Below are 20,265 nucleotides of genomic sequence, written 5' to 3' on the forward strand. Positions count from 1 at the left end.
TTCACGGCGATGGGACAATTCCGTGACGAAACCGTTTCGTTTGCGGCATGCCACCCCGCGATACCGTCCACGCTCCGCGACCGATTACCGGTTGCGATCGGTTACCGGTCGTCGTCCCCCGTATCTACCAGCGTGCGCGTGCGGAACGAGTTGACGAACTGGTCGTGGCTTCCCGTCAGGTTCAACCCGCCGTCGGCAACGTAGCCATGCGCCGAATCCTGCTCTTTGGCCGTCTTCATCTCCGAGTAGAAGAAGAAGCACGTACCGCCCGCAATGGCCAGCGGCACGCCCGCGTCCACCAGCACGCGGCTCATGGTGTCCTCAAGCTCCAAAAAGCCCACGTCAATGCCCATCATAATGGCCGCGAACACCGCGAACAGCCCCACGAACCACAGCACCACCTTCAGCGGCGACACCGGCAGGTCGCCTACCAGCCGGCCCGTCTGGCCGTTCATGGCGAACAGGTAATCCTCGTCGTTCCAACGCGTGTGCAGCATCCACACCGGCAGCAGCGCCTGCTGCAGCTCGCCGAACTCCACGTTGGCGTCAACATGGCCCGGATCCACCTGGTCGTAGCCCGTAACCGTGCCGCGCAGCTGTTCGGTCAGCGTGTTCTCCATGCGATGCTCGGCGCGGTGGCGGCACTCGTCGGCATCCTGGTCGTAACGCTCGGCTGAATACCCCGGCAGGTATGCCACGGAAAACGGCACCAGCTCGTTGTAGTCGAACGGCTCGATGGCATCCATATGCCCATCGGGCATCTTCGCCGACCCGTCGGCCGGGATGCGCGAAAACGCCGACGAACCCTCGCGCCAAGCGCGGAACACGTCGGTTTCCGTCACCTCGTACTTGCCCTCGCGCCACGTGCGGATGTTGCGCGCCTCGAACGTGCCCTGGCCCGATGCCGTGCCGTTGTACAGCCAAAACGGCACGTACACGCCCTGCACATGCGCGATGCGGTTGGCGGCAGCGAATTCCTTCGGGAGGAACTTCTTGCCTTTGTAGTAGTTGGTAAGCGCCTGTTCAGCGGCCGTTTTGTCCAGCTTGAACGGGATGACCACATCGGGCTTCGCGCCATCGACGAACGTGCCGGGCGCCATGGCCTGGTTGCCGCAATACGGGCATTCCTTGATGGCGGTGGTGGCGTCGGCGGTCAACTGCGCGCCGCACGACGAGCACACGTACGACCGCATGCCCTCGCGCTCCTCGTCGTTCCAGCTTGCGCGCGAAAGAAACGACGCGATGGGGTCATCGGCCTGCGTGCCCACGGCAACGGCGGCGTCGATGACCTCGTCGGTGACCACCGACGACGCGCCAGCGGCCTCATCGGCCATGCGGTCAAATGCCGACTGCTCGCCCGCCTCAGCGCGCGCGGCCGCTTCTTGCGCCGCCTCGTCGGCCGACTGTTGCTTGGCCGCATACGCCGCCTCCACCTCGGCAGGCGTGAACGACGACCCGCAAAAATCGCACTCGAGCTTGCCGCTTTCGCCCACGTAATGCAGCGGGCCCATGCAGTTCGGGCATTGATAGTTCACAGATTCCTGAGCCATGGCGACTCCTTCGATTGGGATGCGGAAGCGTGCGTTGCTTCCTGGTGACAGCTTATCAAACACCGCCCCCGCGTGCCGCCGCGCGGGCAGTTTTCAGGCCCATTTCAGCAAAGTTGAGCCACATGGCTCAAAACGAAAAGACACCCCGAGCCCTGTGGCCCGAAGCGCCTTTTCAACGTGTAATTCGGTCAAAGTCTACAAGCAGCTACTTCGCCATCTTGTTGACCCTCAAAGTGCAGTAGAACTTGAACCAGATCGCGATGTACGAACCAACAATTATGCCGGAAAGCGCACCGCCAACAAGATTGCTGATCAGACCGAAAATCGAGAACACCGAAAGGATGCCGTACAGAACCATGCCGGGCTTCATCTTCGCTGGGTTCTTCACGCCGTGAAGCACGAACAGCACGCCGATCAGGTGAATGACCTGGGAAGCAATCATCATCACGCCCAGCGTCTGCATGACCGAGGCCAGGCTCACGCCGCCCAGCATGTCCTGGGGCAGGCCCAGAAGCAAGGCGGCCGTGTCGTAATCGAACAGGCCCGCCGCCACAATCGAGAACAGCGCAATCATCAACAGGTCGTACACGATGGAGAAGATGCACATGACCTTCAGGACCTTGCGATAAGGCTCCGCTTTTTCCATTTCCGTCCCTTTCCGTTTGCTGGTTTGAACAACCGATAAGGAAACGGTACCGAACCAACCGTGACAAAAGCGTTGCGGTCCGATTTCAACAGCCATAACGAGCGTCTCGCTAGCGCAAACCGCGCAAGTGTTGCCCCACAGCTCCATGTCGATGGGCGGGTTGGAAGCCGCCACCATGCGCCCATTCTCCACAATTTCAACGCTTACGAAACGGGCCTTGCTTCTGCTAAGGTAAAGACAATTAGTGGTAGTCAGTAGCGCCGTGGACACAGCGGGCCTGCAAAGGATGAAAGCTTCCTTTGCAGGCCCGCTTTTTGTTTGCCCGGAATCGCATTCGCCCAAACGGCCTTCGCCATGCCCTTCGCCACTTCAGGCAAAGAGCGCCAGGCCGGCCAAAGCAAAGACGAGCTCGCTAGCAAACGGCAAGGCGCTGCTGCCGGAATCGGAAAGGAATGCACGGAACACAATATGCAAGGTTTTAATCCCCACGAGGCGCGCATCAAGACGCCGAACCCCTACCTCACCATGATGGGCCTGTACCTGGGCGGCTTCACGGGCATGTTCAGCGAAACGTCCCTGAACATCGCCCTGCCGCAGCTTTCCGCCGCCTTCGGCGTGGAGACGGCCGTCATGCAGTGGATGGTTGTTGGATATATGCTGGTCATCGGCATTGTTCTGCCGTTCGCCAGCCTGCTTATGAAATGGTTCAGCGTGCGCAAGCTAACGTTGTTCGCGCTTGGCGCGTTCTTTGTCGGCTCGGTGATCAGCGGCGTTGCGCCGAGCTTCGAGATCATGCTGGCCGGCCGCCTGGTGCAGGGCATCGGCACGGGCCTTATCCTGCCCATGATGTTCGCGGTGGTGCTCGAGGTGTTCCCGCCGGTGAAAATCGGCGCGGCCATGGGTCTGACGGCGCTCATCATCATGTTTGCGCCGGCCATCGGCCCCACCCTGTCGGGCATTCTGCTGGGCGCCTTTAGCTGGCGCGCCATCTTCTTCGCCTTCGCCGTGGTGCTGGCCGTGGCCATGGTGTTCGCGGCGAAGTTCCTGGTGAACCCCTACGAGTTGACGCGCCCGACCGTCGATGTGCTGTCGTGCGTGCTGTCGTGCCTGGGCTTCGGCGGCATCGTGCTGGGCGCCGGTCTTGCCAGCCTGTACGGCTGGACCAGCGTCGAGGTGCTGTCCGCCCTGGTCATCGGCGTGGTTTGCGTAGCCGCGTACGCGTGGCGCCAGCTACACATGGACACACCCGCGCTTGATATGCGCGTGTTCGCCCAGCAGGGCTACCGCGTGGGCGTGACGCTGGTCATGCTGAACTTCGGCATCACGCTTTCGGCCATGTACCTGCTGCCGCAGTACATCCAAAGCGGCATGCTGCTGCCTGTGGCCATGGCCGGCATGCTCATGCTGCCCGGCGGCATCGTGAACTGCATCGTGTCGGTAATCGCTGGCGGGCTGTACGACCGCATCGGCGCGCGCATCCCGGCGCGCGCGGGCTTCGCGCTGTCCATCGCGGGCGCCGTCATGTTCCTGCTGGCCACGCCCGAGTCACCCGTGGCGTACGCCATCTGCGCGCACGTTATCATGATGATCGGCGTGCCGCTGGCCATGTCTCCCAGCCAAACGAGCGCCCTGAACTCGCTGCCGCACCGCATGAACGCCGACGGCTCCACCATGATGAACACCCTGCAGCAGGTGCTCGGCGCCGTTGCCACGGCCGTGGCCACCAGCTTGCTGGGCATGGGCCAGGCCGCAAGCGCCGAGGGCGGCGCCATCGCGTTCACGAACGGCGTACACTGGGGCTTCATGTTCACGTTGGTGCTGGCCGTGGCCGCGCTGGCAGTGTCCATGCTGCTGAAGAAGCGCAGCGAAGCCGCCGAGGACGACATGCCCGCAGGCGCCCCGCAAACCGAAGGCCCCCAAACAGCCGGCGAAGGCTGCTAAGGGAATCGGCCGCATCCGCACCGTTCTTGAGGCAATAACCTATCAACAGAAAACGCCCGCGCAGCACCGCGCGGGCGTTTTTTGCAACTTTTCGCGAATTTCGGGGCATTCCCGGCCCATCGACATCAATCCTTACGCCGTTTTCATGCGCGCTGCCACAACGGCAAGTAATTACCGCTAGCATATTCGTTACGAACGACCCTGCGTGAAGCAGTCCGGCGTCTTAACCTTTCGCGCATGCCCCGAAATTCGCATTTTCTTGCACGTTTTGGCGAACTCGATAAACAAGAGACACAAACTCTTTCCAGGGAAAACAAAAGCACCCGGCGAACCGCGTCTTCAAAGGCCTAACGACGCGATCCATCCGAGTGCTCGGTTCCCTACCCGGCGGCAGGGCAAACTATTCGATTGACGGCCGCTAGTATAGCAAAACGGCAGGCGGCGCAATTGCCGCCAAACCATAAACACCAACGACTCCAAGAAACGCACCTTCGCGCGAAACCCAACCGCGCTATCATAGCGAAGCGAAAAACGACCTTGTTGGCCAAACGATGCGCGTGCAAAAAGGCGCTTTCAGCAAAGCGGGAAGAGAGCCTATCGACCGCCGCCCAAAGCCCCATTGCCCGCACGCCGTTTCCGACTTCGCAAAGCAAACACGGTTGAGCAAACGAAGCACAAGCAACAATAGGAGCACGCCAATGACCAGCGATTTCGAGCGCAGATGGGAGCGCATTCAACAGCAGCTGCAGGTGCAGATGAGCGGCAGCGCGCAACCGCGCGTCTCAAGCGGCCGCACGCTGTTCGGCATCAAAAGCGAAGGCGAGCGAAAAATGGACGAGTTCGCCCGCCAAATCGAAGCAGAGCAGGCAGCCCGCCGCCGCACCCGCGCACAGCGCGAAAAAACCGGCAACAATGGGCACGGAGAGTCAAACGCTCAAGGCTAGCCAGGATGTCTGCACAAACGAGCGCAAATAGTTCAGCACCCGCAGCCCTGGGTTCATCTTCTCGAAAATATGGCCACTGTTGGGCAAAAAATCGAGTTCCTGAACATATTCAGGACAATAATCCAAGAAGCTGAACCGCCATCCCGCAAGCCGCAACAACGAAGTACAAGCCTTGTAGTTTGAGTTAGCATATCCCCAGTTCAAACGCTTAATAACAAAGACAAGAATCAACACGAGACGCCAAATGAGGATGGGGCGGCAACATGCGTATTCAACTTCTCAAAAAGTTGACCAAAAGTGGCCATTTTTTCGAGAAGTTGAATACGCTCGCAATGTCAACACGCGAATAAGGCGCCTACTCCGCTACAGACATCCGCTCGTCACGCTTTCGGGCGGTCCTACCGACCGAAAGCTTTTTGTCCACACTGCTACAAATACCGGCCGGTCATGCTGTCAGGGTTCGCGGCAATCTGCTCGGGGGTGCCGGTTGCCACGATGCGCCCGCCGGCCTGACCGCCGCCCGGCCCCAGGTCAACCACGTAATCGGCATTGCGAATGAAATCAAGGTCGTGTTCGATGACCACCACGGTTGCCCCTTGCTCGACCAGGTGCTGAAACACGCCCAGCAACGTGCGCACGTCGCGCGGATGCAGGCCGATGGTGGGCTCGTCGAACACGAACAGCGACCCGTTCTGCGCGCGACCCATCTCGCTTGCCAGCTTCAGCCGCTGCGCCTCGCCGCCGGAAAGCGCCGGCGTCGCCTCGCCAAGCGTCAAGTAGCCAAGCCCCAGGTCATGCAGCGTTTGCAACCGCTCGCGCGCCTTCTTCAGGCTTGCGCACGCAACCAATGCCTCGTCAACGCTCATGGCCATAAGCTCCGGAAGCGTGTGACCGGATTCACCACCTGGCGCAGCGAAATCGAGGGGCTCATCGACTCCAGTAAGCGTAACGCGGCCCGCGCCGCCAACTAGGGCGCCAGCAGCATGCGCGCCGCCCGGATTCGGCGCTACACCCTTGCCGGCCAACGTCTCCTCCGTTTTGCCCGCCCAACGAATCGCATCGGCCTGCGCGCTGTAGCGGCTTCCGCGGCAATCGGGGCACGGTACGTCCACATCCGGAAGAAACTGCACGTCAAGCGACACCTGACCCGTACCATCGCACGTGGGGCAACGCAGCTTGCCGGTGTTGTAGGAGAACGCGCCGGCCTTCAAGCCCGCCGCCTTCGCCGCCTCGGTACGCGCAAACGCGCGGCGCAAGTCGTCAAGCACGCCGGAGTACGTCGCCACCGTCGAGCGCACGTTCGCCCCGATGGGCGTAGCGTCCACCAGCTGCACGCGCGAAATGCCGTCAGCTGTGATGCTGCGCACGGCGCAGGGAAGCGCCTCACCTGCAATCACCGAGGTCAGCGCAGGAATCAGCTCCTCAAGCACCATGGTGGTCTTGCCGCTTCCCGACATACCGGTAACCGCTATCAACCGGTTCACCGGCAGGTCAACCACCAGCGGATGCACTGTGTGCAACGCGTTTGTTTCCATATGGATGACCCCAGCCGCAAACAGGTCGTCGATGCTGCAACGGGAACGCCACTCACCGAATTCACCCAAAACCACGCTCCCTGCCTCGCAAACATCGTCGCAGTCTGTGGCTAAATCCGACCAAGCATGGTCGCTACGTTCCGCACGCTCAACAGCCGCATTCGCCTTAAGCGGTTCATTCCGCCCGCCCTCACTCTTACCATGCAGGCCCGCCGCCCATGCGTCAAATGCGTTTCCCGAGCCGTCGTCTTCACTCTCCAAATACGGCCCGATGATCGACGCGGGGTTTGCGCGCAAGTCCGCCGGCGCTCCCTGCGCCACCACGTGCCCGCCGCCGGCGCCTGCCTCGGGCCCCATCTCCACCAGCCAGTCGGCATGCGACAGGATGCGCGTGTCGTGATCCACCATCACCACCGAATTGCCGTCGGCAATGAGGTCGCGCATAACGCCAAGCAGCCCGTCGATATTGGCCGGATGCAGACCGATCGAAGGCTCATCGAGCACGTACATGACGCCGGTGGTGCGGTTGCGCACCGCGCGCGCAAGCTGTACGCGCTGCCGCTCGCCGGTGGACAGCGTGGCTCCCGCGCGATCAAGCGACAAGTACCCCAGCCCCAGCTCAAGCAGACGCCGCGCCGTATGCAGAAACGACTCGCAAATGGAAACCGCCATGGGGCGCAACTCGGCCGGAAGCGATGCCGGCACGCCATCCACCCAGCTCACCGCCTCGTCAAGCGTCATCTCAGCCGCTTGCGCCAAATTGATGCCGCGCACGCGCGGTCCGCGCGCCGCCGCCGACAAGCGCGTGCCGCCGCAATCGGGGCACGGCCCCTCGGTCAGAAACTTCGCCACGCGTGCCAGGCCCTTCTCGTCCTTGGCCTTCGCCAACGCGTTCTCCACGGTGTAGACGGCGTTGTAGTACGTGAAGTCCAGTTCAGCGAAGTTGTCGCCCTTTTTCGCCTGGTACAGGATGTGCTTCTTCTCGGCCGGCCCGTGGAACACGATGTCGCGCTCGGCGGGCGTCAGGTCGCGAAACGGCACGTCAAGGCGCACACCCATTTCGCCGCACACCTGCTTCATGAGGTCCCACATCAGGCTGCCCCACGGAAGCACCGCGCCCTCGTTGATGGTCTTGCTCTCGTCGGGCACCAGCGCGGCCTCGTTGACCGTGCGCACGATGCCGGTGCCGCTGCACGTCGGGCACGCGCCGCCGCTGTTGAACGCCAGGTCCTCGGCGCCCGGGCCCCAAAACCGCTGGCCGCACGAGGTGCACACGATGGATTGCTCGGCGGCAACGGCCATGGAAGGCGGCACGTACGTTCCGCAATGCGGGCACGCGTGGCTGCCCACGCGCGAGAACAGCAGGCGCAGGCTGTTCAGCAGCTCGGTCATGGTGCCGAACGTGCTGCGCACCCCCGGCACGCTCGGGCGCTGGTGCAACACAAGCGCGGCGGGCACGTAGCGCACGTCGTCCACGTCGGCGTGCGCGGCCTGCCCCATGCGGCGGCGCGTGTACGTCGACAGCGCCTCCAAGTAGCGCCGCGAGCCTTCCGCATACAGCACGCCAAGAGCCAGCGAGCTTTTCCCGCTACCCGACACACCGGCGATTCCCACCAGCTTGCCAAGCGGAATGTCCACGTCAACGCCGCGCAAGTTGTGCACGCGCGCCCCGCGCACCTCGATGTGGTCGGGCGCGCCACCGACTCCGCTAGCCGCGGAAGAGCCCTGCGCGGCGGCGAACTCGGCAGAAGAAGCATGCACAGTAGATGGACCCTGAGGGCAAGATGCCATGGCGAACCCTTTCGAAAGAACGTATCATTCGTCAAAGATTATAGACATTGAAGCCGACTTCAAGCCAAGGCGGTTCAGGCGCGGAAACCGGAAGCATGAACAAGAAAACGATGGCAGCCGTCAACGGGGTATAATTCCCCGAGCCGCTTACTCATCGTGCGCTTCACGCTACCGGCGCCCTTTCTTCGAGGCAAGCCAAACTTCGCCCCTGCAACCAAGCGCCCTTAACGTATGGGAGCGGCGCGGCAGCACACCTGCGATTTCGGTGCGAAATTCACCCCACGTCCCGCAAGCCTATACAATAAGCAGGCATCAAAGACGAGAGGATTCATCATGAGCAAAGTTCTGCTTATCAACGGCAGCTCGCGCCAGGAGGGCAACACCGCCCTCGCGCTTGCCGAGGTTGCCGGCGCCCTTGAGGGCCACGGCATCGAGTGCGAAACGCTGTGGCTGGGCAACAAGCCCGTCAACGACTGCATCGCGTGCGGCAAGTGCGCCGAGCTGGGCGGCAAGTGCGCCATCGCCAACGACGTGATCAACGAGCTGATCGAGAAGGCCGCCGGCGCCGACGGCTTCGTGTTCGGCACGCCCGTGTACTACGCGCACCCCACCGGCCGCATCATGTGCGCGCTCGACCGCGCGTTCTACGCCGGCGGCAAGGCGTTCGCGCACAAGCCCGGCGCGGCGGTTGCCGTTGCGCGCCGCGGCGGCACCACGGCGTCGTTCGACGTGCTGAACAAGTACTTCACCATCAACCAGATGCCTATCGTGTCGTCGACGTACTGGAACAACGCCCACGGCCGCACGCCGGGCGAGGCGGCGCAGGATGCCGAAGGCATGCAGACCATGCGCAACATCGCGCACAACATGGCATGGCTGCTGCAATGCATCGAAGCCGGACGCGCCGCAGGCATCGAAGCCCCCAAAGCCGAACGCGGTGCCCAAACGAACTACATCCGCTAGGGCTCGCACGCACGTTTCTCCGAAAGCCCCGCGCAATCACGCGGGGCTTTCCATGTTAAATAGCGGCTTTCCCCGTTAAATCTGCTGCGCGCGGGGCGCCGTTGCGGCACAATAGACGCCGACTGAAAACGCGGGCGCCGCGCGCTGCGGCCCCGTTGCTGGAACCCGTGAAATGCAAGGAGGCCCTTCGTGGCTAAGGTCAACCCGAATTACCAGAAACTCCCCGGCAGCTACCTGTTCTCCGAGATCGCGCGCCGCACCGCCGCGTACTCCGAGGCGCACCCCGAGGCCAAGCTCATCAAGATGGGCATCGGCGACGTGACGCGCCCGCTTGCGCCGGCCGTCATCGAGGCCATGCACGCCGCCGTCGAGGACATGGCGAAGGCCGAGACGTTCCACGGCTACGGCCCCGAGCAGGGCTACGACTTCCTGCGCTCCGCCATCGCCAAGCGCGACTTCCATGCCCGCGGCGTCGACATCGCCGACGACGAGATCTTCATCTCCGACGGCGCCAAGTCCGACTGCGGCAACATCGGAGACATCCTTGACGTCGACAACATGGTGGCCGTGTGCGACCCGGTGTACCCGGTGTACGTGGACTCCAACGCCATGGCCGGCCGCGCGGGCGACTACGACGAGGCCGCCGAGCGCTGGACGAACATCACTTACATGCCCACCACCGCCGAAAACGGCTTCTGCCCGGCGCTGCCCGAAGGCAAGGTCGACGTCATCTACCTGTGCAGCCCGAACAACCCCACCGGCACGGTGCTCACCGCCGACCAGCTGAAGGTGTGGGTCGACTACGCCAACGCCAACGGCTCCATCATCATGTTCGACGCCGCCTACGAGCGCTTCATCGTCGAAGAGGGCGTGCCGCACTCCATCTACGAGGTCGAAGGCGCCAAAACCTGCGCCATCGAGTTCCGCTCGTTCTCGAAGACCGCCGGCTTCACGGGCGCACGCTGCGGCTACACCGTGGTACCGAAGGAGCTCGTGCGCGACGGCCAAAGCCTCAACGCCATGTGGAACCGCCGCCAGTGCACGAAGTTCAACGGCGCCAGCTACATCATCCAGCGCGGCGCGGCGGCCATCTACACCGAGGAAGGCGAACGCCAAATCGAGGAAACGCTGGCGTACTACCGCAACAACGCCCGCGTCATCAAGGAAGGCCTCGAGGCTGCCGGCTTCACCGTGTACGGCGCCATGAACAGCCCGTACGTGTGGTGCAAGACCCCCGAGGGCGTGGGCAGCTGGGAGTTCTTCGACAAGCTGCTGACCGAAGCGAACATCATCACCACGCCAGGCGCAGGCTTCGGCCCCTCCGGCGAAGGCTACGTCCGCCTGACCGCCTTCGGCGACGCCGACGCCACGGTAGAAGCCATGGACCGCATCAAGAAGCTCATGGCCTAAGCGCACGAAAGTACCAAGATTCGCGAAGGCGAAGCGGGGTTTGACCACAACGTCGGACCCCGCTTTTTCGTACAGCGAATGAGCAGCGAGGCTCGAATGGGACAACCATCCGAGCCTCGGCTGCCAGCCAGCTATTTGTTGTACAACATTGCCCAGCTCGGCCGAACTATAATGGATAACGTACTGCAAAAACCAGTTTTGCGAACGTTAGGACGGCCATGAATTTCGACTTCATAAAGCCTTTTCCTCAGCTAGCCAAGCTCTATCATGCGTGCTATGCCGCTGAAGCCATTGCGCTTGCGTTGCCAGCCCAAAGCTGCGGATCGGCGCGCTCTGCACTTGAATTTGTCGTCACGCTCATTTACCGTTCGGCAGTCGGCGAGCCCGAATCAACAGCAACCTTGTTCGAAAAAATGAGCGACCCCGCTTTTGAGCGCTATGTCAACGATGAAACCGTGCTTTCGGCTATGCACACCGTTCGCAAAAACGGCAACCTTGGAGCGCATGGCGCAGACGTATCCCCACAAGTCGCCTGCGAAACGCTCGAACAGCTGCAGTTCATCGTCGGCGAGCTATGTATCAATCTCAAGCTCATCAGCGACTACCCCGTTTTCGTCTCGCCGCTCGATGCCGCGCAAGCAAAGCGCGCGACATCAGCCCCGAAGCCCGCGCCCGCAACGCCAACAAGCGCTGTCGTGGAACCTGCACCCACATCAACTCCCGCAAGCACACCCGCGCCCGCAACACCGCAGCCGGCACCCGCAGCCGCGGCCCCTGCCGCGCAAGCCACGCAAGAGCCCTGCGTTCCTTCAAGCGAGGTCGTAGCTGAGTTCGCGGAAACGCTGCGCAACACGAAGTTCTCCACGCTCAAGCACCGCGACGACACCGAAAACAAGCGCCTGTACGTCAAAGCATCGCTGCGCGAAGCCGAATGGGAAATCGCAACAAGCCACAACCAGGCACTGCCCGGAACCGCTTGCCTCAACATGGTGCTCGATGACGGCTCCACCATCGATTGCGTGCTGTACGGCCGCAACAGCCGACCGCTCGCCGTCATCGACTACACCAACGCCATGGCCAACCCCATCGCCGGCAGAAAAGCGGCCGAGCACGCGGCCGCGCAAATGGAAGTCAAATACGGCTACAAGCCCACGGCTTACTACGTAACCGGCTATCGCATCACGTGCATCGATCCGCTTGGCTACCCGCCGCGCCGCGTGTTCGGCTTTCACACGCTTGATGAACTCGAGCTGCTGAAACAGCGCGCGAACAACCGCTCCAGCATCACTAGCCCCGTCATCAACGACGACATCACGAACCGCAGCTACCAAAAGAAAGCCATCAAGGCCGCCTGCTCAGCATTCGAAAACAAGCGCCGTCGCAGCCTCATCGTCATGGCAACGGGCACCGGCAAAACACGCGTAGCCATATCGCTTGTCGACGTGCTCACGAAGGCAAACTGGGTGAAAAACGTCCTATTCCTGGCCGACCGAACCAGCCTGGTGCGGCAAGCACACAAGAACTTCAACAAGCTGCTCCCCGACATGACCACGTCCATCTTCACCGGCAGCAGCGATAACCGCGACAAAAACGCACGCCTCATTTTCGCCACCTACCAGACCATGATTCGCATGGTTGACGGAGACACGCGCGAATTCGGCATCGGCCGCTTCGACCTTATCATCGTCGACGAAGCGCACCGCTCGCTGTTCAACAAATACGCGCGCCTTTTCAACTACTTCGACGCTCTGATGATCGGCCTCACCGCTACGCCGCGCTGCGAGGAGGCACGAAGCACCTACAAGGCGTTCGAGATTGAAAGCGGTATCCCCGATTTCGAATACGGACTTGAAGAAGCCATCAACGACGGCTATCTTGTCGGTTTTTCCGTGCTCGATCGAACCACCGAAGGTCTGCGCCGGGGCATTCGCTACGACGATTTAACCGACGAGCAAAAACAGCAGGTGGAAGAAGAATTCCGTCTGGTCGATGGCGACTCCGACGCGCTTGATGCAACCGACGGCGACATGACCGGCGCCGTGTTCACGCCCGACAAGAACACCATCAACGTTGGCACCATCGACGTCATGCTTAACGATCTCATGAAAACGGGCGTGAAAATCAACGCAGGCGACCAGCTGGGCAAAACTATCATCTTCACGAAAAATCATCGCGAAGCCGAAGTTGTCGTCGACCGATTCAACGCGCTCTACCATCATTGCGGATCGGAGTTCTGCAAGCTCATCGACAGCAGCGTCGACGGCGCGCAAAGCATCATCGACCGGCTGGGCGAACGCGATCAGCTGCCGCAAATCGCAGTAAGCGTAGACATGCTGGACACCGGCATCGACATCCCTGATGCCGTGAACCTGGTGTTCTTCCGCCAGGTGCGCTCGAAGATTAAGTTCCTGCAGATGGTAGGCCGCGGAACCCGCCTGTCGCCCAACCTGTTCGGCCCCGAACTGGACAAGCAAGGCTTTTTGGCATTCGACTACTACGACAACTTCCATTACTTCAATGCTCGCGAAACTTGGACCGCCGACAAGGGTTCTGCAGGTGCGCCGCAAGAAAAGGACGTGCCGCTTGGCCAAAGCGGCCACTGCGACATGCTTCGGCTTTCCATCCTGCGCCAGCTACAGCAGAAGAAGCAGCCGGCGGAATTCGACAAGCACTACGAACAGCAACTGCGCAACTACTTCGTCTCAACCATCAAAAGCCTCAACAACGACGCCATCGAGGTGAATCAGCATCTTGCCTACGTGAACAAGTACCGAACCGACGGCTCGTTCGACCACCTTGCCGAAGGCGACGTGGAATCCATCACCGAGCATGTGCTGCCCCTGTTTCCCAGCGAAGGCGTTCCGGCGCGCGTCAAAAGCTTCGATGCGCTGGTGCTGACCGTGGAAGACGAATACGAGCAACGTGTAGAAGCAGGCAAAGACCCGCACAAAATTCGCCGCGGCTTCAAAGGCGTCGAGCGCGAGTTCACCGAACGCATGGAAGCGCTTACCAAGTTAAAGAACATTCCGCAAGTGCGCAAAGAAGAAGAGCTCATCGCCAACATGATGGAGGGCGCATACCTGCTTGACGATTTCTCGCTTGAGCGCGCTGAAGACGTGCGGCTAAGATTGCGCGAGCTGATGCAGTATATCCCCGACGACAAAAAGTACTACATCATCAACCTGCCCGATCAGCTTATCGAAGCTGGCGAACAAGAGGGGCTGGCGAAAGCACGCACGTACATCGATCGCGTGAACGATTATCTGGCCGATGAGCACAACGTTATCCTGGAAAAGCTGCGCACGCTTGAGCCGCTTACGGCAGCAGAATACGACGAAATCGAGCAAGCCTTCACCGCAAAGCTAGGCACCACAGCCGAATACGCCGATTGGTCAGGCAACTCGCAATTCTCGCTGGCCTTCATCCGCAAGCAAGTGGGCATCTCGCAAGACGCTGTGAATGCAAAGGCAGGCTCGATCGTCAACGACCCCAACCTTACGCCGCGGCAAAAAGCTTACTTCGACCAGATGGTTTCGTATGCGCGAGCCAATGGAGATATAGATGCGATGACGTTGCAGAACCCTCCGTTTAACAAAGTGAATGTGTTGAAGCTATTCGGTGCCGAAAAGTTTAAACAGGTCAAAACCCTGCTCGACATCCTGCACAACCCCGTGAAGCCGGTGAACAAGTAATGGCCATGGACATCGAAGATATCCTCACCAATCAGCATGACGAGCTTCTCGAAGTTGACCTGCGTAGCCTGGAAGTCGAGCTTGATACTGGCGAATACAGCAAGCAATACATCGCTCATTGCCACGAGCTCATCCAGCTGATTCGCAAGCAACGCGCCCTTGCGCAGGAAAAGCTGCCGGGCAAAGGTTTCCAAGAGCACGTCAACCCACCGCTGTCTCAAAGCCCGCTTACCGTTCCGGCAAGCAGCCTGTCCCCCTTCGGCCAGGAAATCAAGCTGCCCGAGCCCACCGATGCGGAAAAGCTTGCGCGCGACCTTGAGGTCATTCGCCAAACCGACAACCCAGAAGGCGAGTTGAAACGCTACTTCGAGAAAACCAAAAACAACGAGGCTTTCATCGATGCGAACTTCAGCGCCTTCAACGAATCCGAGCACATTGCATTAATGAAGTGCTTTGATTTCAGCGAAACGTTCCTGGAAAAATACTTCGACGTGCTCGACCATGCAACGTTGGCCAAAACACAACACTTCAGCGAAGAATTCTTCGTAAAGCACTACGCCGACCTAAATCCCGACCTGGTCATCAAGCACGGCGTCAACGTATGGCGCGCAAAGGAAAACCGCTCGAGCAAACTTGATGTGTTCCTCCGACTTAAAGGAGTCCGCTATTGATTTCCATCAACAACGCGAAACGCCTGATCAAGCGCGCGCTTCTGGCGAACGTGGCAACCGATAAGGAAAATCTATTCATCACGCCGCTCATTTCGGGCAGGCACGGCATCGGCAAATCGGCCATCATCAAAAGCGTTGCGGACGATCTTGGCGGCACGTGCATCACCATCGAAGGCGGCACGCTGAAAGAGGGCGAAATCACAGGCCTGCCCTATCAATACGAAGACGCCGCGGGTGCCGTGCAGTTCAAGTTCCTTCCCTACTACGCCGTGGAGCGCATCCAAAACAAGGAGCGCGAAATCTACGAGCAGCTAGGCGAAAGCCTGGGGGCAAAACCTGCAGCAGACACGCTGGAAGGCGACGAAAACCGCTACGCGCTCAACAACATACCCTCCGAAAAACGCATCGAATTGCTGGCGTCAGGCCAGGTCAAGCCTGTCATTGTGTTCATCGACGAAATCAACCGCACCGAGAACACGGTATACAAGGAGCTCATGAACATCCTGCTGACGAAAACCGTCAACGGATACCGGTTCCCCTGGTGGGTGTTCTTCGTAGGCGCCATGAACCCCAGCACGCAAAACAGCGCCTACGCCACCAACGAAATGGACCCCGCCCAGCTCGACCGCTTTCTGAAGCTGAAAGTCGACAGCAACGCCAACGAGTGGCTGGCATATGGCAAAGCAACCGGCATATCACCGGACATCCTGCGTTTCATCAAGGAAAACCCGAAGTGCCTTTCGGAGAATTCGAAGGAGCTTGAAGACGAGGAAAAACCTGCGCCCTCGCCGCGCGGCTGGGACATGGTCGACACCATCATCGCCAGCGAGCCGAAGCTGCGCGCGTTCTTCACCGCCAGCGAAAATAAGCCCGCCACCGTCAACAAGGACCTCAAGGCGCTGGCCAGCGCGAAGCTGGGCGCCACCGTGGCAACCATGTATTTCGCCAGCCTTATGAAGAAAGACCGCGCGCTCACAGCCGAGGAAGTGCTGGAAGACGACGAAAACCTCAACAAGGTAGCACCGCGCATCAAAAACCTGCCCGTGGCCAAATGCATCCAAACCTGTGACGCCTTGCTTGACTACCTGAAGGCCAACGTCGAGTTCCTTATGCTCGACCAAGAGGCATTCGCGAAAACGAAGAAGCAGCTCTCGGCGCTGCTCGGCGTGCTTGATCCGTCAACGAAACTGCTGTTCGCGCAAAAAATCGCAGCAGCAACCACCGACGACGGCAACAGCCTTATCGAGCTGATTTTCGACGTGTTCGAAAGCGACCTTGTTGCCATGCTCGACCTGTCCGACAGCACGCGCGCGCTTATCCAGAACAGCTAAGCTATGGAAGAAACCGAGAACATCATCGAACTGCTCGCCCGCATGAAAGGCGCGGTCGAACAGTTCGAGCGCACGCGAGCCCCGCAGCTACTTGACGACATCGGCCGCGATTTCCAGCAGTTCGCGCGCCTGGTCACGCTGTACCTGGTGTCGGAACGCGATACCTATTACGGGTATTTCTTCATGGCCATGACGTTTCGCGCAAACTTTGAATGCCGCACCATCGCGGGCATCCGCCTGGACGCCTACCCGCCTGTGTTCGAAACGAACCCGCTCATCCTGCTGAAATACTCGCTGCGCGAAATCCTCTACATCTTCTGCCACGAGGTCGATCACGTAGTGTTCAACCACCCCGCCGAAATGGTGAAGTCGAACCCGGAAAAGGACCCACAGCTCTTCGAGCTGTTCAACTACGCCGCTGACGCAGCCGTGAACGACCAGCTGAACCGTGAGGCAAGGCGCAAGGGCAAGTTCCTGAAAGCGCCTCGCGGCGTCGTCACGTCGGGAACGCTTGCGAGGAAGTTCAACCTGAGCGGCCTGAGCCAAGGCGAAAGCTACCTGTACTACTTCAACCTCATCAAGGGAAAGGCCAAACCGCAGGACCAGAACCAGAACTCAATGCAAAACGGCATTGCACCCATCCCTCAATCGAACAACCAGCAAAATCGCCAGAGCAAAGACGAAAGCGAAAACGAAGGCCAAGGCGAAAGCGAAGCCGGCAACAGCGAAAGCGACCAGAACGAAAACGTCAAAGCCAGCAACAGCAACCAGGGCGAAAGCAGCGGAAGCGCACCAATGGGAGGATTGCGCGCCGACGCGTCCCGCTCTTCGGAAGCACACGCACAGGCAGCCGTCACCGCAGTTGAAGCAGCTGGCAATCTGGAAGACCACGCCTGGCTCCAAGAGGACGACGACAATTCAACCGACATAGGAGAAGCGCTTGCCGAAGCAGCAAAAGAGCTGGTCAACGAAGCAGTCGATATCATGGGTAGCGAGTCGCGCGGCATGATGCCGTCCCGGTTCACCTCCCAAGTCGAACGGCTGAACCAACCAGCAAAGCTCAACTGGCAAGCAATCCTGAAAAAATACGTAGGCGCCGTAACCGCCGGCAAAACAAAAACGCGCACGCGCCTCAACCGACGCCAGCCGAAGCGCTTCGACCTGTCGGGCACCAAGGAAAGCAAAACGCTGAAGATTTGCGTTGCCATAGACACCTCAGGCTCGATGAGCGACGACGACATCGCCCAAATCTTCCGCGAGATATTCGCCATCATCTCCCGGAAGCGATTCGAGTTGACCGTCATCGAATTCGACATGGAGGTCCAAAGCGTCTACCGCGTGAAAATCCCCGACGACCTGCCAAACCACGTGTTAGGACGCGGCGGCACGTATTTCACGCCCCTTATCGAATACATCAACGAACGCCGTTACTTCCGTGACGCGCTACTCATCATCTTCACGGACGGTTACGCCGAAGACTCCATCCCCAGACCGCTGACCTACCGCAATCTATGGGTAATCATCGGCAACGTGGAAGCCCTGTCGGTGGAAAAACCTTACGGCGCAGTTATGCCACTCGAGGATTAGGGACTTACCGTGAACGACATCCTGACACCGCAAGACTTCATCAAGGAAAAGCTGCGCAACGCGGGCTTCTGCGACGATGCAATCGAAGGCGCACAAGAAAAAGCAGCGGCGAACGCGGCAATAGCGTCAGAAGCAAAAGAATCCCCGTCCGAGCAGCAAGCCACCGCCGCCCTCATCGAGGGCGCGCTCAAGGCCGTCGCAGCCGATCGATACGAACGCAGCCGCGCCGCCCGCCAAGCATGCATCCAAGCGCACGGGGACACCTGCGCCATCTGCGGCTTCGATTTCGCAAAAGCATACGGGCCTCAGTTCGCCGGCATCATCCAAGTGCACCACATCGTGCCGCTGCATGAAACCGGCGAAGCCCACAAGGTCGACCCCGTACGCGACCTCATCCCCGTTTGCCCCAACTGCCACGTAGCCCTACACGCCAAACCAGGCGGCACCTACACCCCCGACGAACTACGCGCGATCATGGGTAAATAGCCGGCATACCTTGCTGCCGCAAAATGTTGTGCAAAAATCAGCAGCAGCCATAACGGATAATAAACACAGACATCAAAACAACCCAACCAAAACGTTAGGAGTCGAGCATGATCACCGGCGAGTACAAAAACAAAGTCGACGGCATTTGGGATATCTTCTGGTCAAACGGCGTCACCAATCCGCTTACCGTCATCGAACAGCTCACGTACCTCATGTTCATCAAAACCCTCGATGACAACGAGCTGAACAAAGAGGCCACCGCGGCGTTGTTCGACGCGCCCGTGGCTGACCCCACGTTCGACACCGACCACCAGAACTGCCGATGGAGCGTATTCCGCAATTACGAACCGCAGGCCATGTTCGACAACATGCTGCAAAACGTGTTCCCCTTCATCAAAAACGAGCTGGGCGGCAGCGATGACACCGCGTTCGCGCGCTACATGAAGGACGCCACATTCGTGGTGAGCAACCCACGCACCCTCACGCGCATCGTTGAGAAGCTGGAAGAAATCGACCTGTCCGACAAGGACATCATGGGCGACGTGTACGACTACCTGCTGTCAAAGTTGGCAACCAGCGGGCAAAACGGTCAGTTCCGAACACCGCGTCACATCATCAAGATGATGGTGGAGCTAATGAAGCCCACGCCCGACGACATCATCTGCGACCCGGCCATGGGCAGCGCAGGCTTTATCTGCGGCGCAGCGCAATACCTCAAAGAGAACTACGGGGCGGAGCTGATGGAGGCCGACGTGCAGCAGCGCTTCCAAACCACCATGTTCACCGGTCACGACACCGACTCCACCATGATGCGCATCGGCGCCATGAACATGATGCTGCACGGCGTAGAGGCACCAAACATCACGCAGCTGGATTCGCTGTCCGAAGACAACACCGTGCGCGATGCCTACACGCTTATCCTGGCGAACCCGCCGTTCAAGGGCAGCCTAGACAAGGAAACCATCGCGAAGGACCTGCGTAACATCGCCTCCACCACCAAAACCGAGCTGCTGTTCCTGGCCTTGTTCCTGCGCAGCCTGAAAGTCGGCGGCCGATGCGCTTCTATCGTGCCCGATGGTGTGCTGTTCGGTTCGCAAAAGGCGCACAAGGCTATCCGCAAGGAAATCATTGAAGACAACCAGCTGCAAGCGGTCATCTCCATGCCTTCCGGCGTGTTCAAGCCGTACGCAGGCGTTTCCACGGCCATCCTGATTTTCACGAAAACGGGCACCGGCGGAACCGACAACGTGTGGTTCTACGACATGGAAGCCGACGGCTACAGCCTAGACGACAAGCGCAGCGAAATCGACACCAACGACATCCCCGACATCATCGAGCGCTTCAGCAACCTGGAAGCCGAAAAAGACCGCGCCCGCACCGAGAAAAGCTTCATGGTGCCCATACAGGAGATCATCGACAACGACTACGACCTGTCCATCAACAAGTACAAGGAAATCGTCTACGAGAAGATCGAGTACCCGCCCACCAGCGAACTCATCGCCGACATCAAAGCGCGCAACGCAAAAATCGCCAAAGACCTCGAAGAACTGGAGGCGATGCTGTAATGGCCGAAAACAAGAAAATCCAAACTGACAAACGGCGATTTGAAGGCGAATGGGTGAAGCTTGCTGATATATGCCGACCCAAGCAATGGAAGACAATTCCGAAAACCGCTTTGAAAGAACAAGGATACCCTGTTTATGGGGCTAATGGCGTCA

The 20,265-nt window shown here is 59.9% G+C and carries 13 protein-coding genes; 10 read left to right on the top strand and 3 right to left on the bottom strand.

All coding sequences use genetic code 11. The annotated features are described in order from the left end of the window. Positions 1-101: 101 nt before the first annotated feature. Positions 102-1,550 carry a hypothetical protein gene (locus tag ACWI6D_RS04820; RefSeq protein WP_417751791.1) on the bottom strand — a complete coding sequence of 483 codons (1,449 nt, stop codon included), beginning with the start codon at positions 1,548-1,550 and terminating at the stop codon, positions 102-104. A gap of 205 nt (positions 1,551-1,755) precedes the next feature. Further along, complete coding sequence (locus tag ACWI6D_RS04825) at positions 1,756-2,196, bottom strand: hypothetical protein (RefSeq protein WP_449133858.1); 441 nt, start codon at positions 2,194-2,196, stop codon at positions 1,756-1,758. A gap of 468 nt (positions 2,197-2,664) precedes the next feature. Here ACWI6D_RS04825 and ACWI6D_RS04830 point away from each other — a divergent pair, with 468 nt between their 5' ends. Continuing rightward, entirely contained in the window at positions 2,665-4,137 is a 1,473-nt protein-coding gene (locus tag ACWI6D_RS04830) for a DHA2 family efflux MFS transporter permease subunit (protein WP_449133859.1), read from the top strand. A gap of 698 nt (positions 4,138-4,835) precedes the next feature. Further along, entirely contained in the window at positions 4,836-5,081 is a 246-nt protein-coding gene (locus tag ACWI6D_RS04835; protein ID WP_449133860.1) for a hypothetical protein, read from the top strand. 428 nt (positions 5,082-5,509) lie between these two features. On the opposite strand, the gene ACWI6D_RS04840 is transcribed toward ACWI6D_RS04835, so the two are convergent. Beyond that, positions 5,510-8,407, bottom strand: a complete 2,898-nt coding sequence (locus ACWI6D_RS04840; protein WP_449133861.1) for an excinuclease ABC subunit UvrA — start codon at positions 8,405-8,407, stop codon at positions 5,510-5,512. A gap of 333 nt (positions 8,408-8,740) precedes the next feature. On the opposite strand from ACWI6D_RS04840, the gene ACWI6D_RS04845 reads away from it, so the two are divergent. From ACWI6D_RS04845 to ACWI6D_RS04880, 8 genes are all read left to right on the top strand, one after another. Then, positions 8,741-9,370 (top strand): flavodoxin family protein, encoded by a 630-nt coding sequence (locus ACWI6D_RS04845; RefSeq protein ID WP_302935966.1) that lies wholly within the window; start codon positions 8,741-8,743, stop codon positions 9,368-9,370. Between the two features lie 189 nt (positions 9,371-9,559). Then, positions 9,560-10,780, top strand: a complete 1,221-nt coding sequence (locus tag ACWI6D_RS04850; protein ID WP_449133862.1) for an LL-diaminopimelate aminotransferase — start codon at positions 9,560-9,562, stop codon at positions 10,778-10,780. Positions 10,781-11,235: 455 nt separating this feature from the next. Beyond that, the gene (locus ACWI6D_RS04855) at positions 11,236-14,472 is read left to right on the top strand and encodes a DEAD/DEAH box helicase family protein (RefSeq protein WP_449133863.1); all 3,237 of its coding nucleotides are present in this window, start codon (positions 11,236-11,238) and stop codon (positions 14,470-14,472) included. 5 nt (positions 14,473-14,477) lie between these two features. After that, positions 14,478-15,143 carry a hypothetical protein gene (locus ACWI6D_RS04860; protein WP_449133864.1) on the top strand — a complete coding sequence of 222 codons (666 nt, stop codon included), beginning with the start codon at positions 14,478-14,480 and terminating at the stop codon, positions 15,141-15,143. Then, positions 15,140-16,474 (top strand): AAA family ATPase, encoded by a 1,335-nt coding sequence (locus tag ACWI6D_RS04865; RefSeq protein WP_449133865.1) that lies wholly within the window; start codon positions 15,140-15,142, stop codon positions 16,472-16,474. The genes ACWI6D_RS04860 and ACWI6D_RS04865 overlap by 4 nt, the downstream gene beginning before the upstream one ends. A 3-nt stretch (positions 16,475-16,477) precedes the next feature. Beyond that, entirely contained in the window at positions 16,478-18,061 is a 1,584-nt protein-coding gene (locus tag ACWI6D_RS04870) for a vWA domain-containing protein (protein ID WP_449133866.1), read from the top strand. 9 nt (positions 18,062-18,070) lie between these two features. Then, positions 18,071-18,547, top strand: a complete 477-nt coding sequence (locus ACWI6D_RS04875) for an HNH endonuclease (protein WP_449133867.1) — start codon at positions 18,071-18,073, stop codon at positions 18,545-18,547. A gap of 107 nt (positions 18,548-18,654) precedes the next feature. Next, entirely contained in the window at positions 18,655-20,112 is a 1,458-nt protein-coding gene (locus tag ACWI6D_RS04880) for a type I restriction-modification system subunit M (protein ID WP_449133868.1), read from the top strand. Positions 20,113-20,265 lie beyond the last annotated feature (153 nt).

The organism is Senegalimassilia sp., assembly GCF_977052095.1.